This is a genomic window from Bifidobacterium colobi (genome assembly GCF_018555455.1).
Lineage (GTDB): Bacteria > Actinomycetota > Actinomycetes > Actinomycetales > Bifidobacteriaceae > Bifidobacterium > Bifidobacterium colobi.
This window is the reverse complement of sequence record NZ_JAFEJU010000003.1, coordinates 369556-383754: the sequence shown is the minus strand read 5'-3', so window position 1 is coordinate 383754 and position 14199 is coordinate 369556. Positions and strand designations below refer to the sequence as shown.

General features: G+C 58.7%; 14 protein-coding genes and 1 tRNA gene. 11 read left to right on the top strand and 4 right to left on the bottom strand.

What is annotated here, in order from left to right:
• Positions 1-123 precede the first annotated feature (123 nt).
• Entirely contained in the window at positions 124-306 is a 183-nt protein-coding gene (locus JS530_RS06160; RefSeq protein ID WP_214376295.1) for a hypothetical protein, read from the top strand.
• Positions 307-560: 254 nt separating this feature from the next.
• Here the strand turns inward: JS530_RS06160 and JS530_RS06155 are convergent, their stop codons facing one another.
• From JS530_RS06155 to JS530_RS06145, 3 genes are all read right to left on the bottom strand, one after another.
• Positions 561-905, bottom strand: coding sequence for a hypothetical protein (locus JS530_RS06155; RefSeq protein WP_214376294.1), 345 nt, complete (start codon positions 903-905; stop codon positions 561-563).
• Positions 905-1231 carry a hypothetical protein gene (locus JS530_RS06150; protein ID WP_214376293.1) on the bottom strand — a complete coding sequence of 109 codons (327 nt, stop codon included), beginning with the start codon at positions 1229-1231 and terminating at the stop codon, positions 905-907. Before JS530_RS06150 ends, JS530_RS06155 begins: the two co-directional genes overlap by 1 nt.
• 184 nt (positions 1232-1415) lie before the next feature.
• Positions 1416-2936: a xylulokinase gene (locus JS530_RS06145; protein WP_214376292.1), complete on the bottom strand. Its 1521-nt coding sequence runs from the start codon at positions 2934-2936 to the stop codon at positions 1416-1418.
• Between the two features lie 245 nt (positions 2937-3181).
• On the opposite strand from JS530_RS06145, the gene JS530_RS06140 reads away from it, so the two are divergent.
• From JS530_RS06140 to prmC, 5 genes are all read left to right on the top strand, one after another.
• Positions 3182-4420, top strand: coding sequence for an ROK family protein (locus tag JS530_RS06140; protein WP_214376291.1), 1239 nt, complete (start codon positions 3182-3184; stop codon positions 4418-4420).
• Positions 4421-4497: 77 nt separating this feature from the next.
• Positions 4498-4571: transfer RNA gene (locus JS530_RS06135), tRNA-Ile, on the top strand.
• Positions 4572-4700: 129 nt separating this feature from the next.
• Positions 4701-4913 (top strand): 50S ribosomal protein L31, encoded by a 213-nt coding sequence (gene rpmE, locus JS530_RS06130; protein WP_214376290.1) that lies wholly within the window; start codon positions 4701-4703, stop codon positions 4911-4913.
• A 199-nt stretch (positions 4914-5112) separates the two neighbouring features.
• Positions 5113-6201, top strand: coding sequence for a peptide chain release factor 1 (gene prfA / locus JS530_RS06125; protein WP_214376289.1), 1089 nt, complete (start codon positions 5113-5115; stop codon positions 6199-6201).
• A 12-nt stretch (positions 6202-6213) separates the two neighbouring features.
• Entirely contained in the window at positions 6214-7095 is an 882-nt protein-coding gene (gene prmC / locus JS530_RS06120; RefSeq protein WP_214376288.1) for a peptide chain release factor N(5)-glutamine methyltransferase, read from the top strand.
• Between the two features lie 83 nt (positions 7096-7178).
• On the opposite strand, the gene JS530_RS06115 is transcribed toward prmC, so the two are convergent.
• The gene (locus tag JS530_RS06115) at positions 7179-7835 is read right to left on the bottom strand and encodes a sugar O-acetyltransferase (protein ID WP_214376346.1); all 657 of its coding nucleotides are present in this window, start codon (positions 7833-7835) and stop codon (positions 7179-7181) included.
• A gap of 202 nt (positions 7836-8037) precedes the next feature.
• Here JS530_RS06115 and JS530_RS06110 point away from each other — a divergent pair, with 202 nt between their 5' ends.
• The 5 genes from JS530_RS06110 (at position 8038) to JS530_RS06090 (ending at position 14160) form a co-directional block, all read left to right on the top strand.
• Entirely contained in the window at positions 8038-8706 is a 669-nt protein-coding gene (locus JS530_RS06110) for an L-threonylcarbamoyladenylate synthase (RefSeq protein WP_425350857.1), read from the top strand.
• Entirely contained in the window at positions 8703-10040 is a 1338-nt protein-coding gene (locus tag JS530_RS06105) for an MraY family glycosyltransferase (RefSeq protein ID WP_342590060.1), read from the top strand. Before JS530_RS06110 ends, JS530_RS06105 begins: the two co-directional genes overlap by 4 nt.
• 168 nt (positions 10041-10208) lie before the next feature.
• On the top strand, positions 10209-11759 hold the full coding sequence (gene guaB / locus JS530_RS06100) for an IMP dehydrogenase (RefSeq protein WP_214376287.1): 1551 nt from the start codon (positions 10209-10211) through the stop codon (positions 11757-11759).
• 324 nt (positions 11760-12083) lie between these two features.
• Positions 12084-12734 (top strand): oligoribonuclease, encoded by a 651-nt coding sequence (gene orn / locus JS530_RS06095; protein ID WP_214376286.1) that lies wholly within the window; start codon positions 12084-12086, stop codon positions 12732-12734.
• A gap of 13 nt (positions 12735-12747) precedes the next feature.
• The gene (locus JS530_RS06090) at positions 12748-14160 is read left to right on the top strand and encodes a DEAD/DEAH box helicase (RefSeq protein WP_214376285.1); all 1413 of its coding nucleotides are present in this window, start codon (positions 12748-12750) and stop codon (positions 14158-14160) included.
• Positions 14161-14199: the final 39 nt, after the last annotated feature.

Genomic DNA, 14199 nt, shown 5'->3' with positions numbered 1-14199 from the left:
TTAACGCGAGCATGTTTCTGCATCGGTAAGTTGCAACAATGCCGAAAACTGATGGAAATGCTGATGCGCATTATGCGGGGGATAATGATCGCGTACTGAACGCCACGTCAATGGAGATCTGTTATGAACGCACATCGTTTGCTTGTGATTGCACTGGCTGTGCTCGGTGCGCTGTATGCCATGCTGCTTTTCGTGTCCTCGCTCGCGGCTCCTCTTGGTCTGGTGCTGACTACCGTAAGTCTGATTCTTGTCTCCACGCGCTATGCATGGCGGCCCAAGTTCCTGGCTTTCTTTGACAGGGAGTAGTAAGGCGGATCGCTGCTGAGTGCAATGCGATTCAGGTGGGGCCAGGCATTGAGAATCCTCACTATGTATGCGGCGGAACCATCATTCCGCATACATAGTGAGGATTTCGGGTATTGAACCGGCGTTATGTATGCGGCTGCTTCGTTGGGACGCATACATAGTGAGGATTCGGGCATAAGAAACGGCGCTATGTTTGCGATGGTCTCGTTGAGCCGCATACATAACGCCGGTTGAGGAGCGGAACCGAGCGGAGGCTACTTCTTCTTGGCCTTTTTCACGCGCTTCGGCTTGGCGTCCGGCTTCTTGGGCTCAAGGAAAGGCCACTTGTTCAGTGCCCAAGCGTGCAGCGGCGGAATCTTGCCGATGCCGAAGCCGATGACCAAGCCGATAACGATGCTCCAGGTCTCGAGATCGCGGCCGGAAACAAGCAGACCAGTGAACACCAAAACGATGATGAAGCACATCATTTGCGATGCCTTGGACTGCTTGGTGGTGACCAGATCCGCTCGTAATGGAATAAGGCCAAGAAACAGGCCACAGGGGAGACAGACAACTGCCAGTGCGATGCTGATTGCCATGGACATGGTTGATACTGCCATTACTGCTCCTTCTTGGAAGAATGATCGGATTGCGCGGAATCGACCTTGTCGTCCGCGGTGTCGCTGTCGATGACATCTTCGGTGTTTTCGGTATCTTCGCCGCTTTCTGAAGAAGCCTCATCATCCTTGCCGGGCTGATGCCACCAGAGCATCAATGCATTGGCGGTGCAGTAGAGCGCCGCAATGCCGATGCATACCAGAAAAATAATATTTGAGGTACCGATGGCGATACCGCTGGTCACGGATTCTTTCACGGATTGGTAAATCCAAACCACGCAGGCCGCTGCGATCAGTGCGTACAGCATCATGCGGGAGCGATCATTCATGAGTATCTCCAAACTTATGCAAACTCAATGATTATAGCGAGTTTGATGGATTGCGACGGCATCAAGTGGTTGGCGGCTGAACGCAAAACCGCCGTGGCAGGCACCCGATTTCGTGACGGTTGCCTACCACGGCGGTAGCGTGTTCAGTTATATCGTGCAAGGAAGGCCGCATGCCATACTGCAATCAGCCGCGAGCCTTGGCATATGCTTCATACACGGCCTCGGTCGGCTCGCCGGTCTCCACGCCTTCGATATTGAGTTCCCAAGTCGGCGGTTCGGTCTCACCGGAAAGCACCCATGCGGCCTGGCGTGCGGCGCCGATGGCCACATACTCGTCGGTAGCCGGGCGGGTGACATCCATGCCGAGAATGGAAGGCGCCAGCGTGCGGATGGCCACGGACTTCGCGCCGCCGCCAATCAACAGAATGCGGCTGATCTGAGCGCCCAGCGAACGAATCAGCTCAAGGCAGTCACGCTGAGAGCACAGCAGGCCTTCAACGAATGCACGTGCCAGATTCTCCTTGGTGGTGTTGTGCAGCGTCAGGCCAGTCAGCGATGCGGTGGCATCCGGGCGGTTCGGCGTGCGCTCGCCATCGAAGTACGGCACCAGCGTGATGCCGCCGGCGCCAGGTTCGGACTTAAAGGCCAGGTCGGCAAGTTCGTCATAATCCACGCCAAGTGCTGCGCGGCCAGCATCCAGGATACGGGAGCCGTTGATGGTGCAAGCCAGCGGCAGGTAGTGGCCGGTGCAATCGGCGAAGCCGGAAACCGAGCCGGTCAAATCGTAGACAGGGTTTTCGGCGATGGCTGCGGCCACGCCGGAAGTGCCGAGGGAGATGGACACATCGCCAACGGCCATGCCCAGGCCCAGCGAAGCCATGGCGTTATCGCCGCCGCCGGGGCCCAGAATGCATCCGCCTTCAACATCCTTGCCGGCAATCGCGGGGGAGGCCTTGACTGCTGCGGCCTCGGCGGGGCCGAGCACAGTCGGCAGCACGATGGCATCAGCGTGAGCCTTGGCCGCTTTCTCGCCTTCCGCGGCGGCAAGCACCATGGCGATCAGATCTCGGCGGTACTCGCCGTGTGCGGCATCGTAGTAAATGGTGCCGGAAGCATCAGAGCGGTCGGTGAACAGGGCTTCCAGATGGGCATCCTCGCCTTCGGCCACTGGACCATAACCGGCGATACGCCAGCTCAGCCAATCATGTGGCAAGCAAACAGCCGCAATCTTCTTGGCGTTTTCCGGCTCGTTCTCAGCCACCCAAGCCACCTTGGTCAAAGTGTAGGAAGCCACGGGGGAGGAGCCGACTGCCTTGACCCAGCGCTGCTTGCCGCGTGCGATGACGTCGTCCGGTTCGCCATCCTCAGCCGGCGCTTCACCGAGCTTCTCAATCAGTGCCGCGGCCTGCGGTGCGGAGCTGATGTCGTTCCACAGCATGGCGTCACGAATCACGTTGCCTTGCTTGTCCAGAATCACCATGCCATGCTGCTGGCCGCCTACAGCCAAGGCGGACACATCATCCAGTCCACCGGCCTGCTCGGCGGCTTCCTGGAAGGCCTTCCACCAGAATTCAGGGTTGACCGAAGTGCCGTCCGGGTGCTTGGCCTGGCCGAAACGGACCAGTTTGCCGGTTGCGGCGTCTGTAACGCGAACTTTTGTTGATTGGGTTGACGTATCAACGCCAGCGACCAGAGTGGTTGCCATATATTCCTCCTCAATGAGGCTAAAGCGCTGTATTGCGGCGCGTTCCGACCAGTAAGTTAGACGATTAAACTATACTGTATGTGGGTGATGAAACGCAACCGGAAACACGCAACGCCTACGGGGTGCCGCCAGACTCGAGTGTTCCGGATGGCGTGCGTGCAACGTGTGGTACACATGCGGTACATAATGGGAACGTCTGTGATCGCTGATGTGCTGGCCGATGAGGAACGAGAGGTGAGGTGCCAATGGCGAATCTACGCAGGATCAATCAGGAGGATTTGCGCAACCACAATCTCTCAGTGACCTTGGATGCCCTGCTGCGCGCGGACAAGCCAATGAGCCGAGCGGATCTCGCCAAAGAGACGGGTCTCACCAAAGCCACGATGTCACTGCTCTCCTCGATGCTGCTCGACAACAATATTCTTGTTGAGGGTGAGCCAGTGGTCGCAACCGCGTATGGACGGCCGAGCACGCCGTTGAAAATTCACGGCGGCACGGTCGCCGGCATAGGATTGCAGATTAACACCGACGGTTATGGTTGCCTTGCCCTCGATCTGAATGGCGACACCTTGGGCAAGGAATGGGTCAGTGCGGATACGACCGGTGCCGATCCGTATGAGATATTCGCCAAACTGGATGCCATGACTTTTCCCATCGAACGCAAGCTGCAGCGCCGTGGTTGCGCAGTGGTGGGTGCGGGGCTGGCCTTGCCGGGTATCGTCACGGACGATATGAAACTGCTGGTGGCACGCAACCTTGGCTGGGAGCATGTGGATCTGACCCGATTCAACGTGGTTCGCAGGCTCGACGTGGTGGCCGGCAATGAGGCGAAAATGGCTGCAATCGCTCAGATTCCGGGGTATGCCACCGAGCGGGCGGATTTCCTGAACGTGGTCGATCGCATGGATTCGTTCATTTATCTCTCGACGGATATCGGCATTGGCGGTGCCGTGGTGCGCGATGGTGCCGTGGTGACCGGGTCGCATGGGTTCGCCGGGGAAATAGGCCATTTGTCGGTATCCATGAATGGTCCCCTATGCCGGTGTGGGCGCCACGGGTGTTTGGAAGCGTTCGCCGGTCGCCGCGCATTGGTGGAATCCGCGGGGATCGCACAGGATGAGGCGGCCACCAGCAACGAAGCCATCGAGGAATTCCTCAAACGGTGGCGGTCGGGGGACCCCGTGGTCTCCAAGGTGGTCGATCAGGCTACGGACGCATTGGTCTCCGCCATCGCCTCCGCGGTCAATATGGTGGATGTGGATACGGTTTTGCTTGGTGGTTTGTGGACGCATTTCGGGGAGGAATTGGGCAATGTGCTGGAAGCTCGCCTGCGCTCGGAGATTCTCGGATACCCGAGCGTGAAGATTCGTGTGTATGTGCCTCCGGTGGCAGAGCATCCGTCGCTGTACGGCGCGGCCGAGATGGGATTGCGCCGATTCATCGACAATCCGCTGACGTACATGGATGCGGAGACCCAGGCCTAATCGGGGCAGCGCGGTTGGGTGGATAGCGGGGCCGTGCTACACTATCCAAGTTGGCTTTTGCCGATGCAAACCAACGTGGGGCCGTAGCTCAGTCGGTTAGAGCATGCGACTCATAATCGCCCGGTCCAGGGTTCAAGCCCCTGCGGCCCCACTTATTTCCCGTATTGCAAATATGGTTGGCGCACGTCCATGTGCGCGAGTATCATCTTTCAGGTTCCGGTTCACGCACTGCCATAGGGGCATTGCGACCCGGGTCCCCCGAATCTATAGGAGACGTACCATGAAGCAGGGCATTCATCCTGATTACCACCTCGTTGAGGTGACGTGCTCGTGCGGCAACACCTTCGTGACCCGCACCGCTGGCAAGGAAGATCACATGTTCGTTGACGTGTGCTCCCAGTGCCACCCGTTCTACACCGGCAAGCAGAAGATCCTCGACACCGGTGGCCGCGTCGCTCGCTTCGAGAAGCGCTACGGCAAGAAGAGCAAGTAGCATACTTCACGCCAGTCCGCTCGGTCGGCATGCTTCGGCATACCCGCCCAGGACTGGCGTTTTTGTATCTTCATGCAGCTGGGCATGTGATGCAACAAGCATCGCGCAGTCGTTCAGTATGGCATGCACTATAGAGGTAGCAGCTGCAGTAAGTGCAGCAGTAATTGTTAGCTGATTGTTGATTTTGGAAAGAAACGTTATGGCAGACGAACAGTTCCCGGCCGCGGCGACCGCGCTTGAGGAGTACCAGTCCATCGAAGAGCAGATGGCGAGCCCCGAAATCGTGTCCAATCCCGATAAGCTGCGTAAGCTGGGTCGTCGCCACGCCGAACTCGGCTCTATTGTGAGCGTCTATAAGGCTTGGCTTGCTATCAAGGATGATTTGCAGGCGGCTCAGGAGATGGCAAGCGAGGACGCCGACTTCGCTGAGGAAGCCAAGCGCTTGGAAGCCGAGTTGCCGGCTGCCGAAGAGAAGTTGCGCACCGCGTTGATTCCGCGTGATCCGGACGATGCGCGCGACACCATCATGGAAATCAAGGCCGGTACCGGCGGCGAAGAAGCCGCGCTCTTCGCCGGCGATTTGCTGCGCATGTACACGCGTTACGCCGAAAAGCGCGGCTGGACCGTGAACATTCAGTCCGAGAACACCACTGAGCTTGGCGGTGTGAAGGATGTGCAGATTGCCATCCGCGCCAAGGGCACTCCCGCTCCGGAAGACGGCGTGTGGGCGTCCATGAAGTATGAAGGTGGCGTGCACCGCGTGCAGCGTGTGCCGGTCACCGAATCGCAGGGTCGTATCCAGACTTCCGCCGCCGGCGTGATTGTGTTCCCGGAAGCCGACGAAGACGATGATGAGATCGAGATTGATCCGAAGGATCTGAAGATTGATATCTTCATGAGCTCCGGTCCTGGCGGCCAGTCCGTGAACACCACGTATTCCGCTGTGCGCATGACCCATATTCCCACTGGCATCGTGGTGAGCATGCAGGATGAGAAGTCGCAGATCCAGAACCGTGCCGCCGCATTGCGCGTGTTGAAGAGCCGCCTGCTGGCCATGAAGCATGAGCAGGAGGCCGCCGAGGCCGCCGATATGCGTCACTCCCAGGTGCGTTCGCTGGATCGTTCCGAGCGCATTCGCACCTACAACTTCCCGGAGAACCGCATCGTCGACCACCGTACGAATTACAAGGCGTACAACTTGGATGCCGTGCTCGACGGCGATTTGCAGGCCGTTATCGATTCTGATATCCAAGCCGACGAAGCCGACCGTCTGGCCAATCAGCAGTAATTGGTTGGCCTCGTGACGAGTGGTGAAGTGATTCAGGAGGCTGCGGCTCGACTGCGCGAAGCCGGGATTGAAACACCTCAGCATGATGCGAAACTGCTGATGGCTGAGGCTGCAGGCGTTGCACTGCGCGATATCGACAAGGCTTTGCTGATGGGGGAGCCGATCGATTTCGATGATGAGCGATTCCAATCGATGATTGCCCGCCGCGTCAAGCGTGAGCCGTTGCAGTACATCGTGGGCCATGCGCCGTTCCGGTATTTGGATTTGGAAGTCGGCCCCGGCGTGTTCATTCCACGCCCGGAAACCGAAACCGTAGTGCAGGCCGGCCTTGACTGGATGACCCAGCACGGGCTTATGCATCTGCGCGTTGTCGACCTGTGCGCTGGCTCGGGTGCCATCGGGCTCGCAGTGGTCAGCGAAGTACCGGGCAGTCAGGTGTGGGCTGTGGAACTATCGCCGCGTACCGCCGAGTGGACGCAGCGGAACCTAGCGCGCGTTGCCAAACAGTATCCTTCCATCGCATCGAATTATCAGTTGGAAATCGGCGACGCTACATCATTGGCGACCTTGGCGCAGCTCGACGGCACTGTGGACATGGTGATCACCAATCCGCCATATATTCCCGAAACCGATGTTCCCGAGCAGCCTGAAGTGCGCGATTGGGACCCGGAACTGGCGCTCTATGGCGGTTCCGCGGACGGTACCTTGATTCCAGAGCACATCATCGAGCGTGCATATCGTTTGCTGAAGCCGGGCGGTGCATTGGTGATGGAGCATGACATTAGTCAAGGCGATCGTCTCGTAGCCTATGCGCGAGCCACCGGATTCACTAATGCCTCAACCGGCAAGGATTGGACCGGGCGCGACCGGTACCTGTTCGCGGAGAAGCGGTAGCTTTTCTTGTTGATTTGCGGGATGTAATTGCAATTTCGGCATGAATGGCAATTACATCCCACGGTTACCGTTGAAATGCGCACTCACTGCGCGTAATACTGCAGCGCAGACGCATCCTTGTCCGTGATTTCCTTGATTGGGCGTGCAGGATTGCCCACAGCCACCGTATGCGGCGGAATATCACGGGTCACCACGCTCCCTGCGCCGATCACGCATCCCTCGCCGATCGTCACCCCGCCGATCACGGTCACATTACCGCCGAACCAGCAGTTCGAGCCAATCACAATCGGCTTGCCATACTCATAGTCATACATCGAACCATCAGGAGCCTGTCGAACATTGCGATCCTGCCAGCGCAGCGGATGCATCGGCGGCAGCAAAGAGACATTCGGGCCGAAGAGCACATCGTCGCCGATGGTCACCGGATTGCAGTCAAGCACAGTGAAATTGAAGTTGGCGAACACGCGCTCGCCAATGGTGGTGTTGCAGCCATAGTCAAAGAAAATCGGTCCCAGCACATCCAAGCCTTTGCCGTGACCGGGCAACAGCTCGTCAAGAATTGCGTTGCGGGTGGCGTGATCGGCGCGGGAAGTGGCGTTGAAGCGGGTGCAGAGGTCGGCGGCCTTGTCGCGCAGTGCAACGAGCTCGGGGTCGGCTGGATTATAGAGTTTGCCGGCCAGCATCTCCTCGCGCTCGCTGGCACGCGGCATGCGCGGCTCAACGGGAGGCAGTTCGTTCATGGATTCGTTGCTCACAGCGTCACTCCTTTATTTGCCTTGAGAAACAAAAATCGTGTCCATTGTAATAGTGCGTGGCTTATACGCAAGGTACGATGGCCGGGTAATGAGGCAATGCCACGAGGAATCATGTGCTGTGCACGTCCCGGTTCGATGGTGCAATGGTAGATTGTTGCATACGCACATGAACGGAGATGGCAGAACTATGGGGTCCACGCAGACGCTGAAAATCACCGATGAGTCGCTGGCTTTGGCCGCGCAGATCGTGAGCGAGGGCGGACTGGTCGTCATTCCTACGGACACCGTGTACGGCGTGGCTTGCGATCCACGCAACCGTGAAGCCATCGATCATGTATATGCGCTGAAGCGCCGGCCGCGATACAAGGCATTGCAGGTATTGCTGGCATCCATTGATCAGCTTGACGAGCTCGGTCTTGATCTGCCGTCCCCATTGAACCGACTGTCCGCAGCGTTCCTGCCCGGCGCATTCTCGCCGATTGCCGTGGCGCGCCCCGACTGCACGCTGGCCACATTGGCCGATACCGGTGAAGGCCGGCCGGGAACCCAAGGCATTCGCATCCCCAACTCCGCTCTCTGCCTTGATATTCTGCGCGCCACCGGTCCGCTTGCCGCATCCAGCGCGAACCGCTCCGGCGAGGAAAGCGCGCAAAGCGTTGAGGAGGCTGTGCGCGCGTTCGGCGACGAGGTTGATTTGTATCTGGACGGCGGCCCGACTCCCGGTCATGTGTCCAGCACGGTGGTCAAGGCCGATCCCTACGGGCGTGACGGTATTGAGATCCTGCGCGAAGGCGTAATCGCGCAAAGTGTGATTCGTAAGGCACTGCATATGAACGGTGGAGGATTGGGCGAGTGAGAATCTATCTGCTGATTGCCGCCATTGCCGGTGGCGTGACCTGGCTGGTAACACCACTGATTCGCCACGTGGCCATTGAAATCGGTGCAGTGGGCGAGGTGCGCGCCCGCGATGTGCATAAGATTCCCACCCCGCGCATGGGCGGCCTGGGTATGCTCATCGGGTTCACGGTGGCCACCATATTCGCCAGCAAAACCATGTTTTTATCCGGTCTGTTCACCGGAAACCATCAAATGTGGGTGATTCTGGCGGGCGGCATTATGATCAGCCTGCTTGGCATGGCCGATGACCTTTGGGATCTGGATTGGATGCTGAAGCTCGCCGGTCAGTTGCTGATATCCGTGTTCGTGGCCTGGGGCGGTTTGCAGATCATCTCACTGCCGTTGGGCGGCTCGCTGGTCACCGCCTCGCCAAGCCTGTCCATGGCGATTACCGCGTTCCTTATCGTGGCATCCATCAACGCAGTGAACTTCGTGGATGGATTGGACGGTCTGGCTTCCGGCATTGTGGCCATCGGCGGTATTGCGTTCGCCTTGTACTCGTACATCATCGCGCGTTATTCGCCCAGCTATGCGTCGCTGGCCACGTTGATTGACGTGATGATGGTGGGCGTGTGCGTAGGCTTCATTCTGCACAACTGGCATCCGGCCAAGCTGTTCATGGGTGACTCCGGTTCGATGCTGCTCGGCTACCTCATTACCTGCGCTTCGATTGTGATGACCGGCCGTCTTGACCCGGCATCCATCCACGCAAGCATCTATCTGCCGGTGTTCATGCCAATCCTGTTGCCGATTCTGGTACTGTTCCTGCCAGTGCTCGACATGTGCCTGGCCATTGTACGAAGGCTTGCCAAAGGCCAATCCCCAATGCATCCGGATCGTATGCATCTGCATCACCGCATGCTGAAAATCGGTCACTCCGTGCGCGGGGCCGTGCTGATTCTGTGGGGTTGGGCGGCACTGATCGCCTTCGGTTCGCTGACGATTCTGTTCTTTAAGGCTCAGCATGTGCTTATCGGCATGATTGTGGCGGTCGCCGTGCTGACTGTGGCCACCATGTATCCGTATCTGAAACATCGCATTCCTGAACTGCGCGCGGAAAGCCTCGCTATGGAGGCGGTTCGTGAAGGCGCACGGCATGTGACCATGCCGGCGGGTAAGGCGAAGGGCGCTGATGATGCGGCGGGTGCTGCTGAAGCTGATGGTGATGCTGCTGACAGTGCGGATGCTGCCAGTACTACTGCGGACAATACGACTGCTGCCTCGCCGGCTGCCGCCATCGCAGCTGATGTCGCCGTGGCTGAGCAGAGTCATACCCAACAGCATGGCGCATGATTGCTGCCCGGGCATAGCCAGCGCAGTGACCTCAGGCGTGACCACAGTCATGACCACAGTGCGGAATCAGCCTGAAGGCATCGGATTAGGTCAGTTATTCTTGATGAAATTGTGACCGCTAACAGCAGTGTGTCGCGTTAGGTCAGCGCATGTTCATATAGTGTTTACATGGCTACAAACCTTGATGAATTGAACGCCCAGTCGGCGTACGCCCCCCTTCCCCCGATTTTCGCCAAGCTCGGCCTTGCCTATGACGATGTGCTGCTGCTGCCGAACGAGACGGATGTCATTCCTTCCGAGGTGGACACCAGCACCCATCTGACCCGCAAGATCACGATGAAGGCCCCGGTGCTCTCCGCAGCCATGGATACCGTGACCGAGTCCGAGATGGCTATCGCCATGGCTCGTAACGGCGGTATCGGCGTGCTGCACCGCAACCTCTCCATCGACGACCAGGCCGCTCAGGTCGATGTGGTCAAGCGCTCTGAGTCCGGCATGATCACCGACCCGCTGACCGTGAGCCCGGAAGTCACCCTGGCCGATCTCGACAAGCTGTGCGGCAAGTTCCACATCTCCGGTCTGCCGGTGGTGGACAAGGAAAACAAGCTCGTCGGCATCATCACCAACCGTGATATGCGCTTCATCGCTTCTGAAGACTACAACACCCTGAAGGTCAAGGACGTGATGACCAAGGAGAACCTGGTCACCGGTCCGTCCAACATTTCCAAGGATGACGCCCACCGTCTGCTCGCCCAGCACAAGGTCGAGAAGCTGCCGCTGGTCGACTCCGAAGGCCACCTGACCGGCCTGATCACCGTAAAGGACTTCGTCAAGACCGAGCAGTACCCGGATGCCACCAAGGATGAGCAGGGTCGCCTGCGCGTGGCCGCCGGCGTTGGCTTCCTCGGCGACGCATGGCAGCGCGCTTCCGCTCTGATGGAAGCCGGCGTGGATGTGCTCGTGGTCGATACCGCCAACGGCGAAGCCCGCCTGGCCCTCGACATGATCTCCCGCCTCAAGCACGACTCCGCATTCGACAACGTGCAGATCATTGGCGGCAACGTCGGCACCCGTTCCGGCGCTCAGGCCATGATCGACGCTGGCGCCGACGCCGTGAAGGTCGGCATTGGCCCCGGCTCCATCTGCACCACCCGCGTGGTCGCCGGTGTTGGCGTGCCGCAGCTCACCGCCGTGTACGAGGCCGCCCAGGCCTGCCGTGCCGCCGGTATTCCGTGCATCGCCGACGGTGGCATCCACTACTCCGGCGACATCGCCAAGGCTCTGGTCGCCGGCGCATCCTCCGTGATGCTCGGTGGCGCCCTCGCAGGCTGCGAGGAAGCTCCGGGCGAGAAGGTGCTCCTGCACGGCAAGCAGTACAAGCTGTACCGTGGCATGGGCTCCCTCGGCGCCATGGCTCCGCGCGGCAAGAAGTCCTACTCCAAGGACCGTTACTTCCAGGCCGACGTGACCTCCAGCGATAAGGTCGTGCCGGAAGGCGTGGAAGGCGAAGTGCCGTACCGCGGCCCGCTGAACGCCGTGCTCTACCAGATGCTCGGCGGCCTGCACCAGTCCATGTTCTACATCGGCGCGCACAACATCGCCGAAATGCCGGAGCGTGGCCAGTTCATCCGCATCACCGATGCCGGTCTGCGCGAATCCCACCCGCACGACATCGTGATGACCGCAGAAGCTCCGAACTACTCCGGCTTCCACAACTGATCCGACTGCCGGCTTGTCTGATTGCTGGATAGGCCAGGTCTGATTACTTGATTACTGCTGAAAGGGCTCGCTCAGGCGGGCCCTTTTCGTGTATGTGCCCTCAGTCCCCATCAAGTACATGGAATACATTGATTGACTGAAGGGAATTGAACGGTCGCTGTAGGAAATTCCACTCTGACTGTAGGGTTTTGGACATATTTCGTTCAAAAACCTACAGTCAAAGGAAGTTTTCAGGAAAGACGTCCTGCATGAGGCTTGTAGGCGCTGGGGTATAGTCTGAACTGTTCTTGCAATAACGGGTGAAACGAAGAAAAGAGGCAAAACATGGTAGACAGCCATGATGCGGAAACCTACAGCGCCAAGGATTCGCGCCTGATCTGGATTGACTGCGAAATGACCGGATTGGATATCTTCGGCGGCGACGAGCTGGTCGAGGTGTCCGTGGTACCCACCGACTTCGACCTAAATGTGCTGGACGAGGGCGTGGACTTCGTCATCAAGCCCAGCCAGAAGGCCGTGGACCATATGAACGACTTTGTGCGCAACATGCACACCCGCTCCGGTCTGATTAACGAGTGGGAAAACGGCCTGAGCCTTGAAGAAGCCGAAAAGAAGGTCACCGACTATGTGCTTCGTTTCACCCCGGAAGGCGTGAAGCCGCTGCTCGCCGGCAACACTATCGGCTCCGACAAGAAGTTCCTTGACCATTACATGCCGAATCTGATGAGCCACCTGCACTATCGCAGTGTGGACGTGAGCACCCTCAAGGAACTTGCCCGCCGCTGGTACCCGGCCGTGTACGAGAACCGTCCGCCGAAGAACGGCGGTCACCGTGCGCTCGCAGACATCATCGAATCCCTTGATGAGCTGCGCTACTACCGCAAGGCATTCATGGCTCCGGCCCCCGGTCCGGATGATGCCCAGGCCAAGGCCATTGCCGAGCAAATCGTAGCCACCAGCCTGCTGAATAAGTAGAACGAAACCAAGAATGCGCCAAAGCGAAGCCCTAGCCATCCTGAATGCCGGTGCGAATGTCTTCTTGACCGGCGCTCCCGGTGCCGGCAAGACCTACACGCTCAACGAGTTCATTCGTCAGGCTAGGGCCGACGGCGCTGATGTGGCGGTCACTGCGTCCACAGGTATAGCATCCACGCATATCAATGGGCAGACCATTCACTCGTGGAGTGGCATAGGCGTGGCCACAAGCTTGACCGCCAATCTGCTGAAGCTCATCAAAACCCGCCGCAAACGCAAGATTCAGGCCACCGACATTCTTGTTATCGATGAAGTGTCCATGATGCACGCCTGGCTGTTCGACATGGTCGATCAGGTTTGCCGTGCAGTCCGCCGCGATCCCAGACCTTTCGGCGGTATTCAAGTTGTGCTCTCCGGCGACTTCTTCCAGCTGCCGCCGGTTTCCGTTTCCGGGCGCAATAATGATGTGATTGCGCCGACACCTGAATTTGTGGCAGCTCGTGAGCAGTATGCCAAGGCTGGCAGAAATCCGGAAGGATTCGTCACTGAATCGTTGGTATGGGATGAGCTGAATCCCGCCATCTGCTATCTGACCGAGCAGCACAGGCAAGACACCGGTGCGTTGCTCACCGTGCTCACCGACATTCGCGAAAGCAACGTGACCCAAAGCGATCTCGACGCATTGGTGACTCGCCTAGGAGTCATGCCGGAGCCCGGCAAAGTGGCAGTGCATCTGTTCCCAGTGAATCGCCAGGCTGATGGGCTGAACGATTTGCGATTGCGCCAGATTCCAAGCGAAAGCCATGAGTTCTTTGCCGAGACTGCTGGTCCGGTGAATCTGGTGGACCGGCTGAAGAAGAACATGCTCGCCCCGGAGCATTTGGTGCTCAAGATAGGTGCGGCGGTTATGGCATTGCGCAATGATGCCGACCGGCAGTTCGTCAACGGTTCGCTGGGAACGGTGCGCGCATTCGCGCCTGAGGCTAAGGGTGGCTGGCCGATTGTGGAATTCGAGAACGGCAATATCGTGACGATGAAGCCGGCCACATGGGAGATGATGGATGGCGAAACCGTGCTGGCTTCGGTTTCGCAGGTGCCGTTGCGCTGTGCGTGGGGCATCACGATTCACAAGTCCCAAGGCATGACGCTCGACCGCGCGGTGATGGATTTGCGCCGCACCTTCGCCCCCGGCATGGGGTACGTGGCATTGTCCCGCGTGGAATCGCTGGGCGGACTGTATTTGGCCGGTGTCAATAATCGCATGTTCCTCGTCTCACCGGATGCCGTGACGCTCGACGGCACCTTGCGCGATGCTTCCGCAGCCGCCAGCGATCAGCTCGCCCAAGAAGGTCCATCCGCCTTCAAGCCGTCCGCCACCGCGCTCGACGATGCTGATGACGACTTCGCCCAGGATGCTTTGTTTTGATTGGACTGAGACGACTACCATAATACTTAGGGGTGGTCG

Excerpts from the sequence above, each read along its gene's own strand:
- JS530_RS06160 (WP_214376295.1), top strand. The coding sequence starts at position 124 with ATGAACGCACATCGTTTGCTTGTGATTGCACTGGCTGTGCTCGGTGCG.
- JS530_RS06155 (WP_214376294.1), bottom strand. The coding sequence starts at position 905 with ATGGCAGTATCAACCATGTCCATGGCAATCAGCATCGCACTGGCAGTT.
- JS530_RS06150 (WP_214376293.1), bottom strand. The coding sequence starts at position 1,231 with ATGAATGATCGCTCCCGCATGATGCTGTACGCACTGATCGCAGCGGCC.
- JS530_RS06145 (WP_214376292.1), bottom strand. The coding sequence starts at position 2,936 with ATGGCAACCACTCTGGTCGCTGGCGTTGATACGTCAACCCAATCAACA.
- JS530_RS06140 (WP_214376291.1), top strand. The coding sequence starts at position 3,182 with ATGGCGAATCTACGCAGGATCAATCAGGAGGATTTGCGCAACCACAAT.
- rpmE (WP_214376290.1), top strand. The coding sequence starts at position 4,701 with ATGAAGCAGGGCATTCATCCTGATTACCACCTCGTTGAGGTGACGTGC.
- prfA (WP_214376289.1), top strand. The coding sequence starts at position 5,113 with ATGGCAGACGAACAGTTCCCGGCCGCGGCGACCGCGCTTGAGGAGTAC.
- JS530_RS06115 (WP_214376346.1), bottom strand. The coding sequence starts at position 7,835 with ATGAACGAACTGCCTCCCGTTGAGCCGCGCATGCCGCGTGCCAGCGAG.
- JS530_RS06110 (WP_425350857.1), top strand. The coding sequence starts at position 8,038 with ATGGGGTCCACGCAGACGCTGAAAATCACCGATGAGTCGCTGGCTTTG.
- guaB (WP_214376287.1), top strand. The coding sequence starts at position 10,209 with ATGGCTACAAACCTTGATGAATTGAACGCCCAGTCGGCGTACGCCCCC.
- orn (WP_214376286.1), top strand. The coding sequence starts at position 12,084 with ATGGTAGACAGCCATGATGCGGAAACCTACAGCGCCAAGGATTCGCGC.
- JS530_RS06090 (WP_214376285.1), top strand. The coding sequence starts at position 12,748 with ATGCGCCAAAGCGAAGCCCTAGCCATCCTGAATGCCGGTGCGAATGTC.